This window comes from Microbacterium resistens (assembly GCF_031456305.1).
GTDB classification, from domain to species: domain Bacteria; phylum Actinomycetota; class Actinomycetes; order Actinomycetales; family Microbacteriaceae; genus Microbacterium; species Microbacterium resistens_A.
The window spans coordinates 147804-172931 of the sequence record NZ_JAVDUM010000005.1 but is presented as its reverse complement, the minus strand read 5'-3'; the positions used below and the strand labels follow the sequence as shown (position 1 = coordinate 172931).

The following is a 25128-nucleotide window of genomic DNA, read 5'->3' as shown; positions in this document are numbered from 1 at the left end:
AACGACACATGCGTATCGCAGCAGCGCTCGCCGGTGCCTCCGCGCTCGCCATCGCCCTGGCCGCCTGCGCCCCGGGCTCCGGCGGCGCGAAGCCCGCGAGCACCGCCGGAGGCGAGATCAGCACCGATGTCGCCGCAGCCGGTGACATCACCCTGACGGTCTGGGACCAGGAGGTCCGCGGCGGTCAGGACGAGCAGATGAAGCGGCTCAACGAGGAGTTCCAGAAGAAGTACCCGAACGTCACGATCAACCGCGTCTCCCAGGCGTTCGACGACCTCAACAAGACGCTGCGGCTCGCGCTCACCGGCGAGGACGCCCCCGATGTCGTGCAGTCCAACAACGGGCGCAACGTCATGGGCGCCTTCGTCAAGGCGGGGCAGCTGCGCCCGCTCGACGACTACGCCGGGCTGTACGGCTGGAAGGACCGCTTCGCCCCGTCGGTGCTCCAGTACAGCAGCTACTCGGAGGACGCCAAGACGTTCGGCTCCGGCAGCGTGTACGGCCTCCCGCAGACCGGTGAGGTCGTCGGGGTGTTCTACTCGAAGAAGGCCCTCGCGACGGCGGGCATCACGCTGCCCTCCACCTGGAAGGACTTCGAGTCGGCGCTCGCGACCGCGAAGTCTGCGGGCGCCGCGCCGCTCGTGCTCGGCAACATCGACAAGTGGCCGGCGATCCACGTCTTCGGCCCCGTCCAGGGCTCCGCGGTGCCGGCCGACACCATCGCGAAGCTCGGCATGGGCAACGCCGGTGCGGACTGGACGTCCGCGGAGAGCGTGAAGGCCGCCGAGACCCTGCAGGGCTGGGCGACCAAGGGCTACTTCAACGACGGCCCCAACGGCACGGACTACGACGCGGCGTGGCAGTCGTTCGGGTCGGGCCAGGGGATGTTCCTGATCGGCGGCTCCTGGCTCGGCGCCGACCTCCAGGACGCGATGGGCGACGACGTGGGCTTCTTCGTGCCGAGCCGTGAGGACGGCACCTCGGCGACGACCGGAGGCACGGGTCTCCCCTTCGCGATCACGTCCGCGGCGAGGAACACGGACGTCGCGGCCGCATACATCGACTTCATCACCAGCGATGAGGCGATGAAGATCCTGGCCGAGACCGGGAACATGCCGGTCAACGGCACGGCGGCGCTCGCTCCGGCGAGAGGCGTCCAGGCCGACATCTTCTCGGCGTTCGGCATGGTGACCGGCGAGGGCGACCTGCTGCCCTATCTCGACTACGCCACGCCGACCTTCAGCGACACCCTCGGCGACGCGCTGCAGGGGCTCATCGACGGGAAGCTCACGCCTCAGCAGTTCACCGAGGCGCTGCAGGCCGACTATTCGGGGTTCGTCTCGTCGAATGGCTAGCTCGCTCATCGACGGCCGGGGCGCTCGCCGCCCCGGCCGTCTCCACCACCGCCCGTGGGTCCCCTATGCCCTGCTGCTGCCGGCGCTGCTCGTCTACGGCGCGTTCCTGCTCTTCCCGCTCGGGAGGGCGATCCAGTTCTCGTTCTTCGAGTGGGACGGGCTGGGCGAGTCGACGTTCGTCGGCCTCGCGAACTACGCCGAGGTCTTCGGCAGCGGGCCGCTGCGCGAGGCCTTCCTGCACGCGCTCGTCCTCGTCCTCTTCTTCGCCGTCATCCCGCTCATCCTGGGGCTGGTGCTCGCGGCGATCCTGACGCGCTCGCCGCTGCGGGGCCTGGGGTTCTTCCGCACCGTGATCTTCCTGCCGCAGGTCATCGCGATGGTGGTCATCGCCGTGACCTGGCGTCAGATCTACGCGCCGGACGGCGCGCTCAACGGCCTGCTCCGGGCCATCGGGCTCGACGCGCTCACGCGGCCCTGGCTGGGCGACTACGCCTGGACGCTCCCCGCCGTCGGCCTCATCGGCACCTGGGTGTCCACCGGGCTCGTGACCGTCCTCCTCATGGCGGGGATGAGCAGGGTCCCGCGGGAGCAGTACGAGGCGGCGCGCCTGGACGGCGCCGGCCCCCTGCGCGAGTTCTTCGCCATCACCCTGCCGTCGGTCCGCGGCGAGATCACGGTCGCCCTGACGCTGACCATCGTCGCCGCCCTCAAGACCTTCGACCTCGTGTACGTCACCACCCGTGGCGGGCCGGGCAACTCCACCACCGTGCCGAGCTACGAGGTGTACCGGCACGCCTTCGAGCTCGGCGAGGTGGGCGCTGCCGCCGCGATCGGCGTCGTGCTGACCGCCATCGTGTTCGCCATCAACGCCGTCGTCAACATGATCGGAGACCGCTCGTGAAGATCTCCGCGTTCGAGCGCGCAGGCAACTACATCATCCTGGTCGCGTTCGCCCTCATCATCCTCGGCCCGATCGGGGTGATCGTCACGACCGCCTTCGGACCGCAGAGCGTCCGCGACGCCCGCGAGGGCGGTCCCTTCCACCCGGAGAACTTCGCCGAGGCGTGGGAGGTGGGCCGGTTCGGCCAGTACATGAGCACGAGCGTCGCGGTCGCCGCGATCGTCGTGGTGATCTCGGTGACGGTCTCGGTGCTGGCCGGCTACGCGCTCGGGACCATGAGGTTCCGGGGCGCGACGCTGTTCTTCTACCTCTTCCTGCTGGGGATCATGGTCCCCACCGAGGCGTTCATCGTCCCGCTGTTCTTCGACATGCGTCAGCTGGGCCTGGCCAACACGGTCTGGGGCGTGGCGTTCCCGCAGGTGGCGAGCTCGATCGCGTTCGGCACCTACTGGATGCGCACGTACTTCCGGACCGCGAGCCGCTCGATGATCGAGGCGGCGCGCCTCGACGGGGCGGGCACGCTGCGCATCCTCTGGCAGATCCTCGTGCCGATCGGGCGTCCCGCGATCCTCACGCTTGTGCTCCTGATCTTCATGTGGACCTGGAACGAGTTCCTCGTCCCGCTCGTGATGTCGCCGAACGGCTCGGTGCGCACCGCGCCCCTGGGGCTGGCCTTCTTCCAGGGCCAGTACACGCAGGGGACGGCTCTGCTCGCGGCGGGCGCCGTGCTCGTGGCGCTGCCCGTCGTGGTGCTCTACATCTTCCTTCAGCGGCACTTCATCAAGGGGATGATCGAGGGAGCCGTCCGGGAGTGACCGGTCGCGGCGTGGTGCCGGTCGTCGTCAGGCTTTGCCGTTTCGGGGCGCCCTGGCCTGACGGCGGAAGAAGCGAGCCAACAGGCTTGCGCCGAGCGAGGCGATCCCTGCTGCGACGACCATCGAGATGATCGGGGCCATCGAGGCCGGCCACGCGAAGTTTCTCGAGAGGAGGGCGGCGGGCACGGCCAGTGCCGCGCCGAGACCGATGCCGAGAACCGTTGCGCGAAGGCTTTCGTTGAGCAGGGATCGGGAGTCTTGGCCGACGATCAGCTTCGCCGCCAAGGGGCGCCACAAGAGCACGCCCACGAGGAAGGCGACGATCACGACCCCGATGAGGAATGCGATCGACGACGCGACGGACATGTCCCACTCGCTCATCGGTCCCGACCCCAGGAACAGGCCGCCGAGCGCGACCAGCGGCCAGGCAAGGGCTCCGGCGTAGAGGTCTCTGCGGTGCACGGGACAAGTCTCCCAGCGACCTGGGCGTGGGGGTATGAACTCCCGACGAACGACGGCTGAATCCCGCCGGTGAACAGGACGACCGGCAGCACGCCGAGGGGCGTGAGGGCGAAGACGATGCCGATGAGCCCTCGGGGCGCGGGACCAGCATGAACCTGACTCCCGCGGTCGCGCCCGCGTATGCGCGAAAATGACTGTTAATGAGTGAAACTGCTTGAAGTCGCGCGGGAACAGCGATAGCGTGACGGCCATCGGCCCTGCCCCCGCAGCGTCGAAACCCGTGGAGGAGCAATGAAGCGCACGCACATCGGAGTGCTCGCGGCCCTGCTCGCCGTCGTCGGACTGTGCGTCCCGACGATCGCGAGCGCCGCGTCCGCACCCTTACCCGATCTGATCGTGGAGGACGGCTCGCAGGCGAGCGCCACTCCTCGCGAGAAGATCGATGTCCTGGGCATCTGGGCCCACCCCGACGACGACGCCGGGTTCACCACGCCCTGCGGTGTCTGGCACGAGCGGTACGGCATCCGCTGCGGGATCGTCATGGCGACCCGCGGCGAGGGCGGCTCGAACTCGGTCGGTCCCGAGGCCGGGCCCGACCTGGGCCTCCGCCGGGAGAACGAGGACCGGACGTCGCACGTCCGCTCGGGCACGGTCGACATCTTCAACCTCGACCGCGTCGACTTCTACTACAACACCTCCGCGCCGCTGACGGCCGAGGTGTGGGACGCCGAGGAGACCCTGCGGCGCACCGTCCGGATCATCCGGGAGACCCGACCCGAGATCCTCGTCGGCTCGACGCCGTCGCTCGCCGCCGGACACGGCAACCACCAGTACGCGCAGGGACGCATGGTCTGGGAGGCGGCGGCCGCCGCCGCTGACCCGACCCGCTTCCCCGAGCAGCTCGTCGGTGCGGGCGCGACCGCGCCGTGGCAGGTGAAGAAGGTCCTCGCCGGCGGGATGACCACCGGGTCCGGCGGCGTCGCCGCACCGGAGTGCAACACGGGCTTCGTGCCCGCGGCGGACAACCCGTTCACCGTGGTCGGCACCTGGACCGGATTCGACTCGCCCTACACGTGGGCCGCGGGGAACACCGCGGGCATCGCGGCGGGAACGCCGAAGACGTGGGCGCAGGTCGGCCGCGAGGGCGGGCGGGCACACCCCACCCAGGCCCGCGTGATGCAGAAGACGCCGGTGGACCCGACGTGCCAGCGCTACGGCGTCTCGCAGTCCATCGTCCCGATGCAGCCCAACGACGCCCCGGCCGCGGCGGCCGATGAGGCCCTGTTCTACGGGACGACGATCGCGGATCCCGGCGGAACGCCGCTGGGCACCACCTTCGCCGTGAGCACTCCCGACTACTGGGGCGCGGCCGGTGTGCCGTTCGAGGTGCAGGTCGCCCTCCGCTCCGGCGAGGGCACGCTGCCCGCGGGCGCCGTGTCGCTCGACGTGCCGGACGGGTGGACCGTGTCCGACCCGGTGGCCATCGGCGAGACCGGCACCGCCGCCGCATCGACCGCGAGCTTCACCGTCGTCCCGACCGCCGACGCCGCATCCGCGCGCTACCGGATCGGCGCGCGATGGGCGGGCGGCGCGATGACGGCCTACAACGACACGCGCATCGAGCTCGTCCCCGCCGTCGACGGCCGCTTCCAGCGCGTCGGCACGGCCGCCGAGTACGACGAATGGACCGAGGAGAACGACGCGCACGTCGGCGGACGCTCCCAGGCGGTCGGCCGGATCGGCGCCGGCGAGACGGTGAGCGTCCCGGTGATCGTCACCAACCGCTCCACCGCCGTCGAGTCGGGCGTCGTGTCGCTCGACGTCCCCGCCGGATTCCTGGTCGACGAGGGGGAGCTCCCCTTCTCCGGCCTCGGGGCCGGGGAGAGCACGACCGTCACGTTCGCGGTGACGCACGCGGACCCGGCCGACAAGGGCAGCCGCACCGAGAAGCTCACCGCCACGACCTCCTCGGGGCAGGGCACGGCGACCGAGACGCTCACGATGTACGTCGTCCCGACCGTGGTCATCCCCCGGCTGGATGCGGCGCCCGCGATCGACGGGGCGAGCGACCTGCCCGGCGCGCCGATCGACCTCGGCGCACGTTGGGAGGGCGCCGCCTGCGAGCCGGACGGCGTGGACTGCGGCGCGGGGAGCACGGCGACGGTCGGCTGGTTCGACGACGCGCTGTACCTGCAGGCCGTGGTGGTCGACGACGTCGCGAGTGCGGCGGCGACCCCGGAACGGTGCTTCGGGCACTGGCTCGTGGACTCGGTGGAGGTGCTGCTCGATCCGCGCGGCGACTCGATCGACACGTCCTCGACGTTCAAGCTCGGGGTCTTCCCCTACACCGACGACCCGTCGGGGACCAACGGCAACGGCGTCGACGGGGCCTGCTGGTCGCGTGACGCCGACAACCACCAGGGGTTCTCGACCGGTCCGCTCGCGGGCGGGGTCGAGGGCGGTCTGAACGCACCGGGCGTCGAGGTGGCCGTCTCGGCCGCTCGCGACGAGGCGGGCGCCTACGTCGGCGGCCGCTACGTCGTCCAGGTGAAGGTGCCGTTCGCCGATCTCCCTGCCGCGGTTGGTCCGACCAGCGCAGCGCCCACCGGGGACCCGGCCGCGAATGAGCGGGATCCGCGGTTCGTCGGGATGAACGTCACGCCGTACGACTCGGACACGATGGACTTCATCGGCAAGACGCGCACCGCGTGGTCGGCCTTCGGGTCGCAGCAGTCCGAGCCGTTCCGCTGGGGCCATGCCTACCTGGACGGCTACCTTCCGCCCGAGGGGGCGCCCACCGAGGCGCCGCCGGCGATCATCCCCGACACGGCGCTGCAGGGCGTCGAGTCCCCGCAGACCGTGTTCCAGTCGGCGACCCGTGGCGGGACGATCTCGGGCGTGCAGCCGACCGACGCGATGCGGATCGGGGCGGTGGAGTTCACCGGCGACGGTGTGTCCTTCCCCTACGAGTCGGGTCTCTCCGGCACCGCGCGGGTGTTCGCCTGGAAGGGCGATCCCCGGTTCGTGCCGGTGTGGACCTCCAGCTGTGCGGGAGACGGCTACGGCTTCGACGCCTGCTCGCCGGATGACGGGGCGGCACCGCCCTGGTCCCCGGACATGGGCGGGCGGCTGCTCGCGACGACCGTCGCGGACGTGACGGCCGGTTCCGGCCGGTTCACGCTCGCCCTGGACGACGCGACCCGCGCCGCGATGGCCGAGGACACGGTGCTGCTGGTCTCCTTCGCGGGATCGTCGGGATCCTCGGGATCCGATGCGGCGTCCGGTGACGACGTGGACGCCTGGGCGTTCCCGGTGGGAGTGCGCGACACCCCCACGCCGTCTCCGACACCCACGCCGTCTCCGACGTCCACCCCGGGTCCGACATCCACCCCGTCTCCGACGCCCACGTCGGGTCCGGGCGTGCCGACGAGTCCTCCGGCCACCGGTGGGCCCGAGGGATCGGGTCCGGGCGGATCGCTGCCGACCACCGGACTCGACGGCGCCCTGTGGACGCTGATCGGAGCCATCGGGGTCGTCGTGGTCGGCGTCGGCGGTGTCCTGGCCGCACGTCACGGCGGTCGCCGCTCCCGCTGATCGGCGGAGTGTCGATCGGCGGAGTGTTGATCGGTGGAGTATTGATCGGTGGAGTGCCGGCCGGCGGAATGCCGGTTGAGGGCTCCCGTTGATCGGGGAGAGGGTCGGGTCCTGTATGGGCCCGTCCCTCTCCTGTCGCCGCCCCGTTGTCCCCGGCCCGGCCCCGCCCCGCCCGGCCCGGCCGTACCCATGTCCCACTTTTGGTTCTTCAGACCCCTGATTCTCAACCGAATTCGGGACATGGCCCACTGAATTGGGGACAAGGTCCACCGGATACGGGAGACGTCCGCCCGGGGTTGGGTCCGAGTCCGCTCCTGGCCTCGGTCAAGCGGTGTCCGTGCCCGGTCAGCGTCTGATCCCGGACATGCCCGGCCCCGGCGCCCGCTGCCGTCATCCCGGAGCCGTGTCCCACTTCTGGTTCGCCACGCCCCGATTCCCCACCGGATTTGGGACATGGTTGCCTGAATTCGGGACATGGTCCCCAGGAATGGGGACATGCCCGAGTCAACAAGCCCAGATCAGCAGGCACGGGTCAGCGGACCCGGATCAGCGCCCGGCCTCAGCGGCCAGGGTCAGCGGACGCCCTTCATGAGGGCCAGCACGGGCTTCACCGAGAGGAGGAGCCCGATGCCGACCACGATCGCGATGGCGCCGAGGATCGAGAAGTACGGGACCTCGTTGCTCGGATCGTAGAAGCCGACGAGCCATCCGGCGATCGCGGTGCCGAGGGCGATCGAGAGGAAGAACAGGGCCACCATCTGGGTGTGGAACGCCGCCGGTGCCAGTTTCGTCGTCACGGAGAGCCCCACCGGCGAGAGCAGGAGCTCGGCGACGGTGAAGAGGAACAGGATGCCGACGATCGCCAGCAACGGAGTGGAGTTCGGCCCGCCCCCGGCGAAGGGGAGGAACAGCAGGAAGGCGCCGCCCATGATGATCGCGCCGAGCGCGAACTTCACCGGGGTGGACGGCTGCCGGCTGCCGAGCCGGGTCCAGATCACGGCGAAGACGCCGGAGAGCACCACGATGAAGACCGGGTTGATCGACTGCACCCACGAGACGGGCATCTCCCAGCCGAAGAGCCGGCGGTCCAGGCGCTCGTCGGAGTACACGGTGAGCACCGTGAACTGCTGCTGGTAGAGGGACCAGAACGCCACGCTTGTGACGAACAGCGGCAGGAAGCCCCAGATCCGCGACCGCTCCGTGCGGTCGATCCGGCGGCTGGAGAGGATGACGGCGAAGTAGGCGATCGTCGCGGCCAGCGTCCCGAGGATCACGATCGTGGCCAGGTTGTCGGCGCGGATCACCCCGGTCAGCACGAGTCCCACGATGAGGAGGACCGCGACGGCGGCGACGATCCCGATCAGCGGATAGCGCTTCCGGGGGAGCGGGTTCGGCACGCGTCGTGCCTCCTCCGGGAGGTGGCGCCGGCCGAACGAGTACTGCACGAGCCCGAGCGTCATCCCGATCGCCGCGAGCCCGAAGCCGAAGTGGAACCCGAGCGAGGACTGCAGGATGCCCGTGAGGATCGGCCCGAGGAACCCGCCCAGGTTGATGCCCAGGTAGAAGAGCGAGAAGCCGGCGTCGCGGCGGGTGTCGTCGGCGGAGTACAGGGTGCCGACGACGGAGGTCGCGTTCGCCTTGAGGCCGCCGGAGCCGAGGGCGACCAGGATCAGGCCGACGCCCACGCCCAGCGCACCGGGGAGCGCCGCCAGGGCGATGTGCCCGGCGACGATCACGATCGCGCTGCCGAACAGCACCCGCTCGGATCCGAAGAGCCGGTCGGCCACCCAGGCGCCGAGGATCGTGGAGAGGTACACCGAGCCGCCGTACGCGCCCACGATGCCGCCGGCGACGGCCTTCGAGAGCCCGAGGCCGCCGTCGGTCATCGAGTAGTAGAGGTAGATCAGCAGGATGCCCTGCATGCCGTAGAAGCTGAAGCGCTCCCACATCTCCACGCCGAACACGTGCACCAGCGCCCAGGGCTGTCCGAAGAACTGTCGCTCGGTGCGGCCCGTTGTCTGTGTCGTGCTCATCATTCGACCGTATCCTCTGGGCTCTCCCGGCACCCAATCAGCCGGGTGCCGGCTGACCCCCTTCCCCCGGGCCGGACACCGCAGGAGAATTTGATCAGCCGATGAAAAGCGTCCGTCGATGAAGAACGCAGGAGGACTCATGGAAGACACCGGACAGGGACGGATACTCGTCGGGGTCGACGGCTCCGAATCCTCGATCAACGCGCTCCGCTACGCGTCCACGCTCGCCGAGGCGCTCGATGCGTCGCTCCACGTCGTGACCACGTGGAGCTTCCCCGCCCTGGTCGACTATCGCGCCGACATGGGCTGGTCCCCGGAGGCGGATGCCGCGGAGATCCTCGAGTCGTCGATCGCGACGGCCTTCGAGGGCAGCCCTCCCCCGGATCTCTCGACCGCGGTGCTGGCCGGCCCCGCAGCCCCCGCGCTGATCGAGGCGAGCAGAGGCGCCGAGATGCTGGTCCTCGGCAGTCGGGGTCGTGGCGGTTTCGTCGGGCTCCTCCTCGGGTCCGTGAGCGCGACGTGCGCCTCGCATGCGCACTGCCCCGTCCTCATCATCCGCGAGGCGCCGCATCCCGCCGCCGGGTGAGCCGTCGGTCGCCGTCGATAGGATTGGAGGGCGTGGCGCACTCGTCGCCGTGCCCTCCCTCCGCATCCGACCATTGGAGCCGCCGTGGCCGAACAGTCCCGTCTCGACAAGGTGATCGCCCTCGCCCGCCACCGGGGATTCGTCTTCCAAGCGGGGGAGATCTACGGCGGCTCTCGCAGCGCGTGGGACTACGGACCCCTCGGCACCGAGCTCAAGGAGAACATCCGCCGTCAGTGGTGGCAGACCTTCGTGCGCGGACGGGGCGACATGGTGGGCCTGGACTCCTCCGTGATCCTGCCCAAGCGCGTGTGGGAGGCCTCGGGACACGTCGCGACCTTCACCGACCCGCTGGTGGAGTGCCTGCAGTGCCACAAGCGCTTCCGCGCGGACAACCTCATCGAGGACTTCGAGGCGCGCAAGGGCCGCGCCGCCGAGGGCGGCCTCGCCGACGTGCCGTGCCCGAACTGCGGCACCAAGGGCCAGTACACCGAGCCCAAGGCGTTCTCGGGTCTGGTCAAGACCTACCTCGGCGTCGTCGACGACGAGTCGGGGCTGCACTACCTGCGTCCGGAGACCGCGCAGGGCATCTTCGTGAACTTCGCGAACGTCCTCACCGCCAGCCGCAAGAAGCCGCCGTTCGGCATCGGCCAGATCGGCAAGGCGTTCCGCAACGAGATCACGCCGGGCAACTTCATCTTCCGCACGCGCGAGTTCGAGCAGATGGAGATCGAGTTCTTCACGCCGCCCGCCGAGGCGCAGGAGTGGTTCGAGCACTGGATCGAGGCCTGCTGGGACTGGTTCATCGACCTCGGCATCGATCCGGGCAACATGAAGCGCTTCGACGTGCCGGAGGAGGACCGCGCGCACTACTCCGCGGGGACCATCGACGTCGAGTACCGCTTCGGGTTCCCCGGCAAGGAGTGGGGCGAGCTCATGGGCGTCGCGAACCGCACCGACTACGACCTCACCAGCCACTCGGAGGCGTCGGGTCAGGGCCTGTCGTACTTCGACCAGGCCTCGGGCGAGCGTTACGTCCCGTATGTGATCGAGCCGTCCTTCGGCCTCACCCGCGCGATGATGGCGTTCCTCGTCGACGCCTACCGCGAGGAGGAGGTGCCCAACGCCAAGGGGGGCACCGACATCCGCACGGTCCTCAAGCTCGACCCGCGCCTCGCCCCCGTCAAGGTCGCGGTCCTCCCGCTGTCCCGCAACGAGAGGCTCTCGCCGCTCGCCCGCGAGGTCGCCGACGCGCTGCGCGGCCGCTGGGTGATCGACTTCGACGACGCGGGAGCGATCGGTCGCCGGTACCGCCGTCAGGACGAGATCGGCACGCCGTTCTGCGTCACGGTCGACTTCGACTCCCTCGACGATCGCGCCGTCACCGTCCGCGACCGCGACAGCATGGGGCAGGAGCGCGTGCCGCTCGACGCCCTCGACGCATACCTCGCGGAGCGTCTCAAGGGGGCGTGACCGCGCTCGCCGGCGTGGCCTGACCCGGGGTTCGGGTGGGGCGTGCCGGTTCGGGTTTGTTGGGTGCGGGTCGCGGGGTGCCGGTGCGGGTTTGCCGGTGTCGGTGCGGGTCGCGGGGTGCTGAATGGCGGCTTGGGGCACGGATGGCTGGCCGATCCGCCGATTCGGCCAGCCATCCGTGCGTTGACCCGCCATCCGTGCCCAGGGCCATCACCCGTGCCCAGGTCCATCACCCGTGTGCTGGTCCGGTGCAGCCCGGCGATGGTCCGCTGGCCCATGCGCGGTTTGTCGGCCCGATGCAGCTGTGTCGGCCCGATCCGCGATATCGGGCCGACAATCGTTGATCCGTCCGACGGTTCGTCTTCATTCAACCATCCCTTGCCCCGTCATCCGGCGACTCCTGATCGGTGCACGGTCTCCGGCGGGGGTAGCCTCGACACGTATCGCCGGATCCGAAGATCCCCGCTGTTCGCTCCCGGAAGGAGACCCATGGCCGAGGTCGAGAGCTTCACCCTGGACCACACCGCCGTCAAGGCTCCCTACGTCCGCCTCATCGGCGTCGAGCAGGGGCCGCGGGGCGACGAGATCTCGAACTTCGACGTGCGCTTCGTGCAGCCGAACGAGGGCGAGATCCCTACGGCCGGCCTGCACACGATCGAGCACCTCCTTGCATCGCTCCTACGTGACCGGCTCGACGGCGTCATCGACATCTCGCCGTTCGGCTGCCGTACCGGCTTCCACCTGATCGCCTGGGGCCGGCCCGCGATCGCCGATGTCGTGAGCGGCGTGCGCGAGAGCCTGCGCTTCATCGCCGAGCAGGCGCAGTGGAGCGACGTTCCCGGCGTCTCGGCCGTGGAGTGCGGCAACTACCGCGACCACAGCCTGCACAGTGCCCGCGAGTGGTCCGCCCGCATCCTGGGTCAGGGCATCAGCGAGGACGCCTTCGAGCGCGTCGGCGTCTGACCCGCCCGCTCTCTCGGTCTTCCCGGCCTCTCTCCCTCCGCGCTCGGCCCGGCCTTCCCGGCCTCCCTCCGCGCTCGCGCCGGCCTTTCCCGCGAGACTGCAACTGCGTTCCGAGACTGCGCGATTTTCCTGCTGTCTCGGAACGCAGAAGCAGTCTCGCGGTCCGGGTGTCGCGGGTCCCCTCGGGCGCCCGAGGACGCCTCGGGTCGCCTTCGGGGCGGGTAACTGTCGGTCACGCCCCGGATGGCGCGGTCCGTCCTCCCGGATGGCTGGAGTTTGCCCGGATGGCTGGGGGCTGCCCGTGTATTCGCCGGTCAGGCGGGGGATGTTCATGCATGTCGCACGTTCGTCCCGGATCCGGCCCCCCGGCTTTCCGGAGATGGCCACCGGGACCTCCGGACATGGCCACTCTGACTCCTCCGGATCCGGCCGCCCGGGAGTTCCGGATGGCTGGAGTTTGCCCGGATGGCTGGGGGCTGCCCGTGTATTCGCCGGTCAGGCGGGGGATGTTCATGCATGTGGCACGTCCGCCCCGGATCCGGTCACCCCGGCTTTCCGGACCCGGTCACCCCGGACCGCCAGATGGCTGGAGTTTGCCCGGATGGCTGGAGTTTGCCCGTGTATTCGTCGGCCAGGTGGGGGATATCCATGCATGTCGCACGGCGGACCGGGACCGGACGCGGACGCGCGGAAGGGTCAGCGGCGGGGGATGCGGAGGGTCCGCACCTCGAAGGGGCCGAGGCGGAGGTCGCCGCCGGTGCGCGGCGCGTCCAGCTCGTCCTCGATGAGGGTGACCTCGCGGATGTCCTTGTGCGGGAACGCGACCTCCAGCGTTCCCGTCGCGCGCCGGCCGAGCGCCTCGTACACGCGCACGATCACGTCGCCGGATCGGTCGTCCGCGAGCTTCACGGCGGAGACGACGATGCCGTCGCCGTGCACCCGGACGAGCGGATCGACCTCCTCCGCACCGTGCACGACGGTCTCCGGCGCGTTGAGCCGCTGTCCTTCGGCGGTCGCGATCGCGGCATCCGCGCCGACGACGAGCCCGACGGCGATCTCGTGCACGCCGTGATCGGTCTCGGGATCGGGGAACCGCGGCGCGCGCAGGAGCGACAGGCGCACCGTGGTCGTGACGTCGTCGCCGTCCACGTCACGGCTCGTGTCGTAGCCGTAGACCGAGTCGTTCACGAGCGCGACGCCGAAGCCTTCCTCGGCGACGAGGACGAAGCGGTGCATCGAGGTCTCGAACTTCGCCGCCTCCCAGCTCGTGTTCACGTGCGTCACGCGCTCCTGGAAGCCGAACTGTGTCTCGGCCGCGGTGTGCCGGGCGAACACGTCGAGGGGGAACGCGAGCTTGAGCAGCTTCTCCGTCTCGTTCCAGTCCACCGTCGTCCGGAGCAGGACGGTGCGCGCGCCGGGGGCGAGCGAGATGACCTGCCGCAGCGAGGAGGACGAGAACACGCGCTCGATCGTCACGGCCGCGGCGCCGTCCGAGGCAAAGCCAGAGCCAGAGCCAGAGCCAGAGCCAGAGCCAGAGCCAGAGATCGATGAGACGTCCGTCAGGTCCTCGACGCGGTTGCGGTAGTAGCGGTCGATGTCCCAGGCGTCCCACATGTTCGGGAAGTCCTGGTGCAGCTGGAACAGGTTCGCCGGCCTCCCCGCGGGGATCGCCTCGCGTCCCGTGGCCCGGTCGACCGCCGAGATGATCAGCCCCTCGGCGGAGACGAGGACCGATACCAGCTCGTTCTCCAGCCGGAACCCGCCCGCCTCCTCGGTGAGCGCGACACCGCCCGAGGGCGCGGTCGCCTCGACGGCGCCCAGCGCTCCGTCGACGGGCGTGTGGACCGGGCGGAAGACGAGCTCCCGATCGCCCGTGCCCGCGAGCGTCTCCCGTGCGGTCGTGGCCAGGGCCCCGGCCTCGGTCACGACCCGCGCGAGCGCCTCGACGGCCTCCCGATGCACCCACGCGATCGAGGTGCCGGGGAGGATGTCGTGGAACTCGTGCAGCAGCACCTGCGCCCACAGGCGGTCGAGAGCGTCGTGCGGGTAGACGGCTCCCTTGCGGACCGTGGCGGTCGTCGCCCACAGCTCGGCCTCGATGAGGGCCTGCTCGGCCCGGCGATGGGTCGCCTTGGTCGCGTGTTGGCTGGTCAGGGTGCCGCGGTGCAGCTCCAGGTACAGCTCGCCGACCCAGACGGCGGGATCGGGGAGCTCCGCCCTGGCGTCGTCGAAGAAGGCGTCAGGATGCTTCCACTCCACGCGGGCGCTGCCTTCGAGGTCGGCCAGCCGCGACGCCCTCCCCGTCATCTCACGGGTGGTCCCGCCGCCCCCGTCGCCCCAGCCTACGGGCGCGATCGACATGGTCGCGACCCTGCCCTCGCGGAACTGCCGGGAGGCGCGCGCGACCTCGGCCCCGCTCAGCTGGGAGTTGTAGGTGTCCATCGGCGGGAAGTGCGTGAAGATCCGCGACCCGTCGATCCCCTCCCAGGAGAAGGTGTGGTGCGGGAAGACGTTGCGCTGGTTCCACGAGATCTTCTGGGTGAAGAACCACTCGAATCCCGCCCGGCGCATGAGCTGGGGGAGCGCGGGGGAGTAGCCGAAGCTGTCCGGCAGCCAGACGCCCTTCGAACGGATACCGAACTCGCGCTCGAAGAAGCGCTGCCCGTGCGAGAACTGACGGACGAGGGACTCCCCGGTCGGCATCACGGTGTCCGACTCGACCCACATGCCGCCGAGGGGCAGGAAGCGGCCGGCGGCGACCGCGGTGCGAATCCGCTCGAACACCTCGGGGCGGTGCTCCTTGACCCAGGCGTACTGCTGGGCGCTGGACATGCCATAGAGGAACTCGGGCTGCTCGTCCAGCAGCGTCGTCATCGACGAGGTGGTGCGGGCGACCTTGCGGATGGTCTCGCGTACCGGCCACAGCCACGCGGAGTCGATGTGCGCGTGGCCGACCGCGGCGATCCGGTGGGCGCTCGCCTCGGCGGGCGATGCCAGGGCCGGGGCCAGGAGCGCGCGTGCGGCGGGCGCGGTCTCGGCGATGCGCTGCAGGTCGAGGGCGTCGAGTGCATCGTCCAGCGCCTGGAGGATGCGCATGCGCCGAGGGGCCGTCTCCGGCAGCTCCTCCTGCAGCTCGATCAGCACGTCGAGGTCCAGCGACAGCTCGAACACCTCGGCCTCGAACACCGCGAGGTCCATGTGGCGGACCCGGTAGAGCGGCTCGGGGGAGGAGGTGCGGACATCGCCCTCCTGCGTGGGGAGGAAGGGGTGGTAGTCGAGCAGCACGGGGTTGGCCGCGCCCTCGAGATAGAGCTCGATCCTCTCCCCGCCCTCTGCGCGCGTCGAGATCGGCACCCACTGGTTGCGCGGGTTGAGGCTCTTCACCGGCGTGCCGTCGGGGCGGTAGACGAGCGCCTCGCACTGGAAGCCGGTCATGTTGACGTCGAAGCCCAGGTCGACGACCGCCTCGACCGTCCTCCCCGCCCAATCGGCGGGGATCTCGCCGCGCACCCGGAACCAGGTGGTGCTCCAGGCCGGGCCCCACCTCTCTCCGGCGCGGAAGGGGCTGTAGTCCAGCGCGAGGCCTTCGGCCGGGGCGATCGGCTCGCCGGGAAGGGCGTGAGCGGCGATCTCCAGTGGGATGCGCGCGGAGTGGATCGCCGGTCGCACGCGTTCGGCGAGCACCCGCTTCGCGCGTCCGACGGTCAACGAGGACTCTTCGTGCATGGAGCGCTCCTTCGCGGTGCCAGAATGTGGGGAACGTCCGCACATGCTACGCGGGCGACATCGACTAAAACGATCTAGCACGGTGATTCTATGACACGGGCGAAGCGCGTCACCATCGCCGACATCGCGCGCATGGCGGGGGTCTCCCCCGGCGCGGTGTCCTTCGCGCTCAACGGGCGTCCCGGCGTCAGCGAGGAGACGCGGCAGCGGATCCTCGACATCGCGGACGCGCACGAGTGGGCGCCGAGCTCCGCCGCGCGCGCCCTCGTGGGATCCCGCGCCGGGGTGATCGGCCTCGCCGTGAACCGTCCGGCGCGCACCCTGGGCGCGGAGGCCTTCTTCACGGACCTCATCGCCGGGGTGCAGTCGGCTCTCGGGGCGCGGCGCATGGCGCTGCAGATCGTGCTCGTCTCCTCGCTCGAGGAGGAGGTCGCGACCTACCGCCGCTGGCGCAGCGCCGGTCAGGTGGACGGCGTGATCGTGATCGACCCGAGGGACGAGGATCCGCGCCTGTCCGCCCTCCGGGACCTCCCGCTGCCGGCCGTGGTCATCGGCAGCCACGCCTCGGGGGAGGGTGACGCATCCTCCCTCTGGCTCGACGACGCCAGGGCCGCGCACATCCTCTTCGATCACCTCGTCGCGATCGGGCATCGGCGCATCGCATACGTGTCGGGGCCGGGGGAGTTCCAGCACACCCGGATCCGCGCCGAGGTCCTCGCCGGGCTCTCGGCGCAGGGGGTCGTGGGGGAGACGGTCGTCACGGACTTCTCGGTGGCGGCGTCCGTGGCCGCCACCGCGTCCCTGCTGAGCCGTGCCGAGCCGCCGACCGCGATCGTCTACGACAACGACGTGATGGCGATCGGAGCGCTCGGGATCGCGCAGGAGAGGGGGGTGGCTGTGCCGTCGGCGCTGTCCCTCGCGTCCTTCGACGACTCCGTCGTCGCGGGTCTCGTGCATCCCTCGATCACCTGCCTCACCCGCGACACCTTCGCCCTGGGCGAGCAGGCCGCGGACTTCCTGCTGGACCGGATCGACGCGGCAGGGCCGCTGGCGCCCCGCGCGGGAGCCCTGCCGCGTCTGACCGTCCGCGAGAGCACGGCGCAGCCTCCGGGCTGAAGGACGAGGCGCGATCGGAGGCCCGTTGGGTAGAGTTCTTCCGGCATCCCGCAGACCCTGCAGACGGAGAAGGAGACCCGATGGTGCATGAGGGCGAGAAGAAGCGGCAGGACTACAACCCCGGGCCGCGGGTGGGGATCACGTTCTCCACGTTCGATCTGCTGCACGCCGGGCACATCATGATGCTCGCCGAGGCGAAGCGGCAGTGCGACTACCTCATCTGCGGGCTGCAGATGGATCCGACGCTGGACCGCCCGGAGAAGAACGCCCCGACGCAGACGGTGGTCGAGCGCTACATCCAGCTCCGCGGCTGCTCGTCCGTGGACGAGATCGTGCCCTACTCGACCGAGCAGGACCTGGAGGACATCCTCCGCTCGTTCAAGCTGGACGTGCGCATCGTCGGCGACGAGTACGAGGACCGCGACTTCACGGGCCGCGCCTACTGCGAGGACAGCGGGATCGAGCTGTACTTCAACCGCCGGGACCACCGTTTCTCCAGCTCGGGCCTCCGGAAGATCGTCGCCGCGAAGGAAGCGGAGCGCGCCGCCCGCAGCTGACCCGGTTGCTCGGGCCGGTTGCTCAGCCCGGCGCGTGCCCGGCGGCCCGGCCCGGCCCTGCCCGGCCGCCCGGCCGCGAGACTGCAACTGCGTTCCGAGACTGCGCGATTTTCCTGCGGTCTCGTGGTGCAGTTGCCGTCTCGCGGGGAAGAAGCGGGAGAGGCAGGGCGGGAGGGATGGGCCGGCGGCGCCGGGGGCCGGGCCGGCGTTGGGCCGGGGTCGGGTCGCCTAGCTCACCACGGTGTTGTTGGACGAGTACGTGCCGACGCCGGACGATCGGTCCGGGCGCACGAGCTCGGTGATGCCGCGCGCGGCGAGCGCCTCCGGGTCCGCCGCGACCGCGGAGGTGACGATCGCGGGGTCCGTGCCGTCGGCGCAGGCGTCGACCCAGGCCTGGAAGACCGCGCCGCCCGGGCTCAGCGCGGCGCGGCTGACGGGGGTGTCGGCCTCGTCGACGTCGACCACGATCCCCAGCGCCCTGGCGGGCGCCGCCTGCCGGGCGCGGAGCTCGGGGATGATCTCGGCGAAGCGGCGGCCGATCGGCTTGGCCTCGCCGTCCTGGCCGATGAGCCCGAGCGTGTACTCGAGCTCCGGGAAGTCGGCCAGCTCCCGGCTCACGTCGTGGGAGCACCACCAGGTCACGCCCCAGAGGTCGGCGGTGCGCGCGACCGAGCGGACGGTCGCCTCCAGGAATCCGGGCGTCTCCTCCGGCGAGAGGCAGTTCGACGGCGCGCCGACCTCCTGGAGCCAGATCGGCCGGTGCGGATCGGTGGCGAACGCGCGGGCGAGCTCGATCATGTACTCGGCGTGCCGGTCGGAGGCGATCGAGCGGCCGCCGTAGCGCTGCGCGGTGCCGTTGAAGATCCAGGAGTGCACGGTCGTCATCGCGCCCAGGCGCGAGGCGAGGGCGGGCGTGAAGCCATGGCCGTCCATGTACCAGGCCGCGTCGTACTCGCTGTGCACATGCTGCTGGGCGGGGGCGGCGGTCGTCGCCGCGTCCAGGAGCGCGGTGATCCAGGCGGCGGCCTCGGCCTCGGTCACCGGCCAGGGCGAGGGGTGCGTCTCGGCGGAGAACTGATTGGTCTCGTTCCCGGTGGTGAAGCCGAGGAAGTTCGGCGCATCGCCGAGGGCAGCCCCCAGGCGCTCGACCAGCGCGACCTGCCCGCTCAACGCATCCGGGTGTGTGAACATGTTCTTGTCGTGCCAGGTGAACAGCCACGACGGGATGAAGTCGAAGCTCGACAGGTGGCCCTGGATCACGTCCACGCTCGCGTCGAGCCCGAACTCCGCGGCGACGTCCACGACCGCGCGCACATCCGCGACGGCCCGCTCGCGGATGAGGGTGCGGTTCGGCTGCAGCACCGTCCAGAGCGGGAAGATCCGCACATGGTCGAGCCCCAGCGCGGCGAGGCCGGCGAAGTCGCGGCGGACGTCGTCCAGGTCGAGCGACATCCAGGAATGCATCCAGTGCGTCGAGGGCGTGTAGTTCGCCCCGAAGCGCAGCGGGGCATCGGCGGGAAGGAGCCTGGTCATCGTGATCCTCTCAGGTGGGGCGGGCCTCGTGCGGTGGTGCGGGTGGTGCGGGTGGTGCGGGTGCGGGTGCGGGTGGGGGTGTGCGGGTGCGGCGGGGTCGGATGAATGCGCGAATGTCGGCCCGATCCGAGGATCTTGGCCGACATTCCTGCATTCGTCCTTCAAGACGGATCGATGGTCACTATATCGTTTCAGTCATTTCGTCGCCCCGACGTCGACCGAGTGCATGGACAATCCCCGGATGGCGGGAGATCTGACCCGGATCGGACCGTCGTCAGGGGAACGTCCATGCATCCGGTCGGGCTCCGGTGGCCCCCGCGGCTACCCCGGCAGGCCAGACTGGCCGGCCTGACCGACGCGGCCGTCAGCCCGTGACGGTGATCCGCGCGTAGTCGTCGCCGCCGGCCTCCGTCCAGGCGAGCACATCGTAGAGGATCTCCCGCAGTACCGACTCGTCGACCTTCTCGAGGTCTTTGATATAGAGGCAGCCGACGCTGGTCGTGTGGGTGCCGAGCCTCGACAGCGCGTCGCCGTGGCGCTCGACGCTGTCGAGGTAGATCGTCGAGGACGCCTTGCGTGGCGCGAACGCGAGCACGGGCATGTCGCCCTCATTGCCGGTCGGGTAGCGATAGTGGCATGAGCCGAAGCCGATGATCGTGCCCCACAGCTCGGGCTCGCGGCCCGAGATCTCGCTGAGGAGCGCGACGAGCGTCTCGGCGTCGCGCCGCCGCACGGCGGGGGTCACCTCGGCGATGAACGCGGCGACACTGCCGCCGGTCTTCTTCACGATCCGGCGGCCTTCGCGGCGGCCTTCATCGCCTTCTTGTGCTCCCTGACCTTGGCGAGGGACTCGGTCGAGACGATGTCCGCGACGCTGCGGTAGGAGCCCTCCTCCCCATACGGCGTCGAGGCCTCACGCCAGCCGCTGCCGTCGTAGCCGTACTGCTTGCCCAGCAGGGCGAGGAAGATCTTCGCCTTCTGCTCCCCGAAGCCGGGCAGTGCCTTGAGGCGGCGGAGCACCTCGGGGCCGTCCGGGTCTCCCCGGGTCCAGAGGGCGGCGGCGTCCCCGTCCCAGTCGTCGGCGACCGCGCGGCACAGCGCCTGCACCCGTGCCGCCATGGATCCCGGGAACCGGTGGACGGCCGGCGTCTGCGCGAAGGCCGCGAGGAAGGCCTCGGGGCCATAGGCGGCGATGGTCGCGGCATCCTCCGCTCCGGTGCGCTGCTCGATCTTGAGCGGTCCGGCGAACGCGGTCTCCATCGGGACCTGCTGATCCAGCAGCATGCCCACCAGCAGGGCGAGCGGATTGGTGGTCAGCAGGTCGTCGGCGGCGGTGTCTCCGGTGATGTGAAGGGCCATGCGTCTATTCTCTCCCTGGTCGTGTTCGAGCAGGTCGGCATCGAGCGCGATCGCCTATCATGACGGCATGAGCGGCATCACCTTCGACGCGGAGCGACTCCGCGAGATCGGCGAGCGCTACGGCATCGCGCGACTGGAGGTGTTCGGCTCGGTCGGACGCGGGGACGAACGCGACGAAAGCGATATCGATCTGCTGTACGAGCTCAAGCCCGGAACTCGATTGGGGTTCGCGTTCTTCGAGCTTGAGGATGAACTGTCGGATCTGTTCGGACGCGCCGTGGATCTGGTCGCACGCGACGCCATCAACGAGCACATCCGTTCGCAGATCCTTCACGACGCTCGGTCGCTCTATGCGGCGTGAGCTTCTTCTCCTTCGGGAAATGATCGACGATCCGCCGTCAGGCCGCATAGGCTGGCGGGCGTGGTGGCCTTTCGAGCGTTACAGGCGAGAGATGCCGCGAGGGTGCTCGACGCATTCGTGTCGGATGCCGCAGAGATGGGCCGGCAGGGCGATGTCCACGATCCCGCGACAGCCCACGCCTATGTGGCTCGGATGACGGAGACTCCCGATATCCGCACGCTCGTTGCGGTCGATGATGCCGATCGACTGCTCGCCTTCGCGGCCGTCTCCGTCGATCAGGGCAACGCGAACGGCTGGGTGTTCTACTGGGCGCACCCCGATGCTCGGCGACGCGGCATCACGTCGCAACTGGTGCGGGCACTGGCGGACCGGGAGCTCGGTGAGGGCGGGCTGTACCGTCTTGAACTCGGCTACCGTGCGAACAACCCGGGCTCGGCCGCTGTGGCTCACGCCGCCGGATTCGTTCGAGAGGGGGTCGAGCGGGAGAAGTTCCTGGTGAACGGCAAGCGCGTCGACGTCATCACCGCGGGTCGCCTCAAGACCGATCCGGTCTGACTTCGCGCACACGGGTGTCAGCGCACGCGGGGCTTCTGCTGTTCCGTCGAAATCGGCTACGCGATATCATCGAGATATGGGTGAAACGCTGCGGGAAGCGCGCGAGCGAGCTGGGCTCAGCCAAGCGCAGCTCGCGATGCGCAGTGGTGTTGCGCAACCCAATATCGCCGCGTATGAGTCCGGACGGCGCAACCCGTCGGCTGCCATGCTCGACCGATTGCAAGTGGCTATGCGACCGTTGCCGCACGAGGCGCTCGAAAGGCATCGTAACGAGCTCAAGGAGCTCGCTGCGGGCTACGGGCTGAGCAACCTTCGCGTCTTCGGATCCGCCGGACAGGGCACGGACACCAGGGAGAGCGACCTCGATATCCTCGTCACTCGGTCGCCGAACGTCGGCTTGCTGGCGATCGCCGAGTTCACGATCGCGGCTGAACAGCTGCTCGGAGTCCCGGTCGGCGTGGTCACCGACGGCGGGCTGCCGGAGGACCATCCGATTCGCCGGTCAGCGGTGGCTGCGTGAGCGAGAGGGATGCTCGAGCACTGCGGGAGATCGTGCGGTTGTGTGACAGCGGTATTCGACTCGCCGCTCGCGGCCGCGACTGGTACCACGCGGACGATCTCAACGTGCCGGGACTGGCCGCTGAATCGATCATCATCAAGATCGGTGGGAACGTTGCACGGTTGAGCGATGAGACGATCGCCGCGAACCCGCTGGTTCCCTGGTCGAGCATCAAGCGCATGCGCGATCGGCTCGTGCATCATTACGAGGCGACCGACTACGACGCGGTGTGGGACACCCTCGGCGTTGATCTCCCCCGCATCCGCGCGGCAGTCGAATCGCTCATCACTGAAGTGACCGCCGGCTGACCCAGAGTCGGGGTCGGGTGGCCTCTCGCGCTGCTGTTTCCTGAGCGCCAGGCCTCTCGTGCTGCTGTTCCCTGTTCGTGCGCCACCGATTTGCGCAGCGTCGACAGGGTTCGACAGCGTGGGGCCGGGGTGGCGCTGAGATCCGAGGCTCTTGCGGCTTCGGTCGCCTCCCGCTGCTGTTCCCCGCGTGCACTCCGTCCGATGAGCCGCCTGATGAGCCCCGCCGTGGCACATCTTGCGGGTTGAGGAGGTCGCCAACCCGCAGAAAGTGCCACGGCGGGGCAGAAGAGGGCGGGGTATGAGAGCGCGGGGCTGAGGGGCGCCAGATACGAGGCGCGGGGCTGAACGGCGTGCCTAGGCAAGGTCAGGGAGCGCAGCGAGGGGCGGGGCGCATTCGCGACCGCGTGACGGTCAGCCGATGCCGTCGATCAGCTGGCGCAGCGAAGCGACGTGGTCGTGCAGCGCCTGCCTGCCGGTGTCGGTCAGTCCGATCCACGTCGTCCGCCGACCCGCGTGGAGACTCTTGCGGGTGCGCAGGTAGCCGACCTCGACCAGGGCTGAGACGTGCTTGGACAGGACGGAGTCGCTGACATCGAGAACGTCCCGCAGCGTCGCGAACTCGGCTTCGGAGACCGAGGACAGCATCGTGACGAGCTGGAGCCGCGTCGGAGCGTGGATCTGAGGGTCAAGGCCACTCATCGGCCGAAGACCAGCAGCGCGCCGAATCCCAGGCAGGCGGCCAGGGCGAGCGCGGCGAGCACGCGCGGGGAGGCGCCGCGCGTGTGGCCGGCGGGATCGTCCCGGTAGGTCTGCCACCATCGCCGCGCTCCGAGCGCGCAACCGACCCCTCCAACGATGGCCGCCGCCGCGACGAGCCACCACTGTCCGCCGAACGCCGCCCAGATCCCGGCGGCGAGCGCGCCCATGTAGACGAGTGCGGCCGAGGCGCCCGCCGCGAGGACGACCTGGCTGGCGAGGCCATCGACCCTGACGCCATTGACGCGGTGGAATCGGTGCAGCAGAAGGGCGGCCGTGCCGAGGAAGACGGCGACTCCGGCCAGAGCGACAGCCACCCCCGCCAGCGACTGTGCGGCGATTCCGTATGCGGCGGTTCCGAGCTGCGCCGCGATCGATGCAGCGAGCGCCGGATAGAAGCCTGCCGGCATTCGAAGGCCGCCGGTCAACCGTCGGCGTGCCTGGTCCGCCGAGGCGAGCGCCGCACGCGGGTCTTCGGGCTCGTGGTCCATCGGCATACTTTCCATGTTGGAAAGTATGGACCGTACTTTCCAGTTTGGCAAGTACGGTCTCCGGCCATTGGACTGCGGCGGTGACCCGACGGCGGCCCCCTCCCTGTGGCGACGTTTATGCCCCGCCGTGGCACATCTTGCGGGTTGAGGGGGTTGCCAACCCACAGAAACTGCCACGGCGGGGCACAAGGGCATGAGACGGCGGGGCGTGAGAGGGCTCAGGGCGCAACCGGGCTCCAGACCATCCCGGCCTGCGGCCCGCCCAGCCCCGCGGCCCGGCTCAGGCGGTCTGGGCGCGGGACTCCGCTTCGGCGTCGGGGGCGAGACCGAACAGCGTCTCCAGTGCGGCGCTGAACTCCGCCCCGCGGCCGGCGGCGGCCAGCTCGTGCGCGCGGGAGGTCGGCGTGTGGAGGAGGACGCCGGCGAGGTGGCGCATCGCCTGCTCGACGCGTCCGTCCTCGTCGCCGCGGCGACGGGCGCGGTCGATCTCGGCCTCCAGCAGCGAGAAGATGTGCGAGCGCAGCGCAACGACCGACGGCGTCACGCTCTGCCGCTCGCCGACGACGTGGAAGGTCTCGGCGGCCTCGCGCACGATCGAGCGCGCGGCGTCGGTAGCCTGCAGCTCCTCCAGGGGCGCGTGCAGGCGGATCGTCTCGAGGTCGAGCAGCGACGTCCCCTCGATCCCGGTCACGTCGGGGGAGACGTTGCGCGGCATGCCGAGGTCGATGATGAGCTGGGCGCCGGAGGTGGGCGCGCCGAACACCGGGCAGCCGGACGCCGACGCGGAAGGGGCCGAGACGGTGCCGCGTCCCTCGCGCAGGAGTGCCGCATCGAGCACGGGAACCTCGGCGGAGGTGCAGGTGATCACCAGCGACGCCCTGGCCGTGACCCCGGCGTACTCCTCGGCGTCGAGCGCGCGGATCCCGTGCTTCGCGGCGAAGGCCGCCGCCCGTCCGGACGGGGAGTGGACGCTGATGTCGACCGCGCCGCGTTCGCGCAGCGTCGCGAGCGTGACGGCCGCGTACGCGCCGGTCCCGACGAGGAGGACGCGCTCGGCGCCCCAGTCGGCGATCCGGCTGTCGGCGAGCTCCAGCGCGAGGCGGACGAGCGAACGCCCTGCCCTGCCGAGCGCCGTGACGTTCTTGACCTTGCGCTGCGCCTGGCTCGCGCGCTGGAAGAGCCGCTCCAGCTCGGGGGAGGTGGTGCCGTCGGCGCGTGCGGCGGTGAGGGCCCGGCGGACCTGGCCCGCGATCTCGCCCTCCCCGGAGACGACGGACTCGAGCCCGGACGCCACCGCGAAGAGGTGCTCGGCCACGCGACGGCCGGTGTGGACGGCGTAGGCCCCGTCGAGATCCGAGGGGGCCACACCCGTGGCCGCCTCGACGGCCTCCAGCACGGCCTCGACGCCGATCGCGCCGGCGGCGGTGACCGGCTCGTCCATCTCGACGTACGCCTCGAAGCGGTTGCACGTCGCGAGCACCACCGCACCCTGCACGCACGGAGCCATCTCGACCAGATCGGTCGCGACGCCGTCGGGGGTGCGGCTGAGACGCTCGAGGAGGTCGAAGGAGGCGGTCTTGTGACTCGCCGTCAGGCACAGCAGCACGCTAAGAGTTTACGCGCCGCGA

At 70.3% G+C, this 25128-nt stretch carries 22 protein-coding genes; 13 read left to right on the top strand and 9 right to left on the bottom strand.

From position 1 onward, the window contains the following. The first annotated feature begins 8 nt into the window (after positions 1-8). From J2Y69_RS07505 to J2Y69_RS07495, 3 genes are read left to right on the top strand one after another with little or no spacing between them, the layout of a single operon-like run. Positions 9-1355, top strand: coding sequence for an ABC transporter substrate-binding protein (locus J2Y69_RS07505; RefSeq protein WP_310019153.1), 1347 nt, complete (start codon positions 9-11; stop codon positions 1353-1355). Beyond that, positions 1348-2256, top strand: coding sequence for a carbohydrate ABC transporter permease (locus J2Y69_RS07500; RefSeq protein WP_310019151.1), 909 nt, complete (start codon positions 1348-1350; stop codon positions 2254-2256). Before J2Y69_RS07505 ends, J2Y69_RS07500 begins: the two co-directional genes overlap by 8 nt. Further along, positions 2253-3071: a carbohydrate ABC transporter permease gene (locus J2Y69_RS07495; RefSeq protein ID WP_310019150.1), complete on the top strand. Its 819-nt coding sequence runs from the start codon at positions 2253-2255 to the stop codon at positions 3069-3071. Before J2Y69_RS07500 ends, J2Y69_RS07495 begins: the two co-directional genes overlap by 4 nt. A gap of 27 nt (positions 3072-3098) precedes the next feature. Here J2Y69_RS07495 and J2Y69_RS07490 read toward each other — a convergent pair whose 3' ends face one another. Beyond that, entirely contained in the window at positions 3099-3533 is a 435-nt protein-coding gene (locus J2Y69_RS07490) for a hypothetical protein (RefSeq protein ID WP_310019148.1), read from the bottom strand. Between the two features lie 291 nt (positions 3534-3824). Between J2Y69_RS07490 and J2Y69_RS07485 the strand changes: the two genes are divergently transcribed. Beyond that, the gene (locus J2Y69_RS07485; RefSeq protein ID WP_310019146.1) at positions 3825-7127 is read left to right on the top strand and encodes a PIG-L family deacetylase; all 3303 of its coding nucleotides are present in this window, start codon (positions 3825-3827) and stop codon (positions 7125-7127) included. Positions 7128-7699: 572 nt separating this feature from the next. Here J2Y69_RS07485 and J2Y69_RS07480 read toward each other — a convergent pair. Further along, positions 7700-9163, bottom strand: coding sequence for a peptide MFS transporter (locus tag J2Y69_RS07480; RefSeq protein ID WP_463675501.1), 1464 nt, complete (start codon positions 9161-9163; stop codon positions 7700-7702). 136 nt (positions 9164-9299) lie between these two features. Between J2Y69_RS07480 and J2Y69_RS07475 the strand changes: the two genes are divergently transcribed. The 3 genes from J2Y69_RS07475 to J2Y69_RS07465 all read left to right on the top strand — a co-directional run bounded on the left by J2Y69_RS07475 (position 9300) and on the right by J2Y69_RS07465 (position 12179). After that, entirely contained in the window at positions 9300-9746 is a 447-nt protein-coding gene (locus tag J2Y69_RS07475; RefSeq protein ID WP_310019142.1) for a universal stress protein, read from the top strand. An 84-nt stretch (positions 9747-9830) separates the two neighbouring features. Further along, the gene (locus J2Y69_RS07470; RefSeq protein ID WP_310019140.1) at positions 9831-11216 is read left to right on the top strand and encodes a glycine--tRNA ligase; all 1386 of its coding nucleotides are present in this window, start codon (positions 9831-9833) and stop codon (positions 11214-11216) included. A gap of 489 nt (positions 11217-11705) precedes the next feature. Next, complete coding sequence (locus J2Y69_RS07465) at positions 11706-12179, top strand: S-ribosylhomocysteine lyase (RefSeq protein WP_310019139.1); 474 nt, start codon at positions 11706-11708, stop codon at positions 12177-12179. Positions 12180-12875: 696 nt separating this feature from the next. Here J2Y69_RS07465 and J2Y69_RS07460 read toward each other — a convergent pair. Then, entirely contained in the window at positions 12876-15905 is a 3030-nt protein-coding gene (locus J2Y69_RS07460) for an alpha-mannosidase (protein ID WP_310019137.1), read from the bottom strand. Positions 15906-15995: 90 nt separating this feature from the next. On the opposite strand from J2Y69_RS07460, the gene J2Y69_RS07455 reads away from it, so the two are divergent. Then, positions 15996-17021, top strand: a complete 1026-nt coding sequence (locus J2Y69_RS07455; RefSeq protein ID WP_310019135.1) for a LacI family DNA-binding transcriptional regulator — start codon at positions 15996-15998, stop codon at positions 17019-17021. 80 nt (positions 17022-17101) lie between these two features. Beyond that, the gene (locus tag J2Y69_RS07450; RefSeq protein WP_310019132.1) at positions 17102-17578 is read left to right on the top strand and encodes an adenylyltransferase/cytidyltransferase family protein; all 477 of its coding nucleotides are present in this window, start codon (positions 17102-17104) and stop codon (positions 17576-17578) included. 228 nt (positions 17579-17806) lie between these two features. On the opposite strand, the gene J2Y69_RS07445 is transcribed toward J2Y69_RS07450, so the two are convergent. The 3 genes from J2Y69_RS07445 to J2Y69_RS07435 form a co-directional block, all read right to left on the bottom strand. Then, positions 17807-19111 carry a glycoside hydrolase 5 family protein gene (locus J2Y69_RS07445; protein WP_310019130.1) on the bottom strand — a complete coding sequence of 435 codons (1305 nt, stop codon included), beginning with the start codon at positions 19109-19111 and terminating at the stop codon, positions 17807-17809. Between the two features lie 364 nt (positions 19112-19475). Further along, the gene (locus J2Y69_RS07440) at positions 19476-19898 is read right to left on the bottom strand and encodes a DUF1801 domain-containing protein (protein ID WP_310019128.1); all 423 of its coding nucleotides are present in this window, start codon (positions 19896-19898) and stop codon (positions 19476-19478) included. Then, positions 19895-20470 carry an HhH-GPD-type base excision DNA repair protein gene (locus tag J2Y69_RS07435; RefSeq protein WP_310019126.1) on the bottom strand — a complete coding sequence of 192 codons (576 nt, stop codon included), beginning with the start codon at positions 20468-20470 and terminating at the stop codon, positions 19895-19897. The genes J2Y69_RS07440 and J2Y69_RS07435 overlap by 4 nt, the downstream gene beginning before the upstream one ends. 67 nt (positions 20471-20537) lie before the next feature. Between J2Y69_RS07435 and J2Y69_RS07430 the strand changes: the two genes are divergently transcribed. The 4 genes from J2Y69_RS07430 to J2Y69_RS07415 all read left to right on the top strand — a co-directional run bounded on the left by J2Y69_RS07430 (position 20538) and on the right by J2Y69_RS07415 (position 22253). Beyond that, entirely contained in the window at positions 20538-20831 is a 294-nt protein-coding gene (locus tag J2Y69_RS07430; RefSeq protein ID WP_310019125.1) for a nucleotidyltransferase family protein, read from the top strand. 60 nt (positions 20832-20891) lie between these two features. Beyond that, complete coding sequence (locus tag J2Y69_RS07425; RefSeq protein ID WP_310019123.1) at positions 20892-21386, top strand: GNAT family N-acetyltransferase; 495 nt, start codon at positions 20892-20894, stop codon at positions 21384-21386. A gap of 76 nt (positions 21387-21462) precedes the next feature. After that, the gene (locus J2Y69_RS07420; protein ID WP_310019121.1) at positions 21463-21906 is read left to right on the top strand and encodes a helix-turn-helix domain-containing protein; all 444 of its coding nucleotides are present in this window, start codon (positions 21463-21465) and stop codon (positions 21904-21906) included. After that, the gene (locus J2Y69_RS07415) at positions 21903-22253 is read left to right on the top strand and encodes a HepT-like ribonuclease domain-containing protein (RefSeq protein ID WP_310019119.1); all 351 of its coding nucleotides are present in this window, start codon (positions 21903-21905) and stop codon (positions 22251-22253) included. The genes J2Y69_RS07420 and J2Y69_RS07415 overlap by 4 nt, the downstream gene beginning before the upstream one ends. Positions 22254-22664: 411 nt before the next feature. Here J2Y69_RS07415 and J2Y69_RS07410 read toward each other — a convergent pair whose 3' ends face one another. The 3 genes from J2Y69_RS07410 to J2Y69_RS07400 form a co-directional block, all read right to left on the bottom strand. Further along, positions 22665-22952, bottom strand: coding sequence for a transcriptional regulator (locus J2Y69_RS07410; RefSeq protein WP_310019117.1), 288 nt, complete (start codon positions 22950-22952; stop codon positions 22665-22667). Beyond that, positions 22949-23515, bottom strand: coding sequence for a hypothetical protein (locus J2Y69_RS07405; protein ID WP_310019115.1), 567 nt, complete (start codon positions 23513-23515; stop codon positions 22949-22951). Before J2Y69_RS07405 ends, J2Y69_RS07410 begins: the two co-directional genes overlap by 4 nt. A gap of 265 nt (positions 23516-23780) precedes the next feature. After that, positions 23781-25106, bottom strand: a complete 1326-nt coding sequence (locus J2Y69_RS07400) for a glutamyl-tRNA reductase (RefSeq protein WP_310019113.1) — start codon at positions 25104-25106, stop codon at positions 23781-23783. Between the last annotated feature and the right edge of the window lie 22 nt (positions 25107-25128).

What these genes read in the sequence shown, in the direction of transcription:
- J2Y69_RS07505 (WP_310019153.1), top strand. Translation starts at nt 9, where the DNA reads ATGCGTATCGCAGCAGCGCTCGCCGGTGCCTCCGCGCTCGCCATCGCC.
- J2Y69_RS07500 (WP_310019151.1), top strand. Translation starts at nt 1,348, where the DNA reads ATGGCTAGCTCGCTCATCGACGGCCGGGGCGCTCGCCGCCCCGGCCGT.
- J2Y69_RS07485 (WP_310019146.1), top strand. Translation starts at nt 3,825, where the DNA reads ATGAAGCGCACGCACATCGGAGTGCTCGCGGCCCTGCTCGCCGTCGTC.
- J2Y69_RS07480 (WP_463675501.1), bottom strand. Translation starts at nt 9,163, where the DNA reads ATGATGAGCACGACACAGACAACGGGCCGCACCGAGCGACAGTTCTTC.
- J2Y69_RS07475 (WP_310019142.1), top strand. Translation starts at nt 9,300, where the DNA reads ATGGAAGACACCGGACAGGGACGGATACTCGTCGGGGTCGACGGCTCC.
- J2Y69_RS07465 (WP_310019139.1), top strand. Translation starts at nt 11,706, where the DNA reads ATGGCCGAGGTCGAGAGCTTCACCCTGGACCACACCGCCGTCAAGGCT.
- J2Y69_RS07460 (WP_310019137.1), bottom strand. Translation starts at nt 15,905, where the DNA reads ATGCACGAAGAGTCCTCGTTGACCGTCGGACGCGCGAAGCGGGTGCTC.
- J2Y69_RS07455 (WP_310019135.1), top strand. Translation starts at nt 15,996, where the DNA reads ATGACACGGGCGAAGCGCGTCACCATCGCCGACATCGCGCGCATGGCG.
- J2Y69_RS07450 (WP_310019132.1), top strand. Translation starts at nt 17,102, where the DNA reads ATGGTGCATGAGGGCGAGAAGAAGCGGCAGGACTACAACCCCGGGCCG.
- J2Y69_RS07445 (WP_310019130.1), bottom strand. Translation starts at nt 19,111, where the DNA reads ATGACCAGGCTCCTTCCCGCCGATGCCCCGCTGCGCTTCGGGGCGAAC.
- J2Y69_RS07435 (WP_310019126.1), bottom strand. Translation starts at nt 20,470, where the DNA reads ATGGCCCTTCACATCACCGGAGACACCGCCGCCGACGACCTGCTGACC.
- J2Y69_RS07430 (WP_310019125.1), top strand. Translation starts at nt 20,538, where the DNA reads ATGAGCGGCATCACCTTCGACGCGGAGCGACTCCGCGAGATCGGCGAG.
- J2Y69_RS07420 (WP_310019121.1), top strand. Translation starts at nt 21,463, where the DNA reads ATGGGTGAAACGCTGCGGGAAGCGCGCGAGCGAGCTGGGCTCAGCCAA.
- J2Y69_RS07410 (WP_310019117.1), bottom strand. Translation starts at nt 22,952, where the DNA reads ATGAGTGGCCTTGACCCTCAGATCCACGCTCCGACGCGGCTCCAGCTC.
- J2Y69_RS07405 (WP_310019115.1), bottom strand. Translation starts at nt 23,515, where the DNA reads ATGGAAAGTATGCCGATGGACCACGAGCCCGAAGACCCGCGTGCGGCG.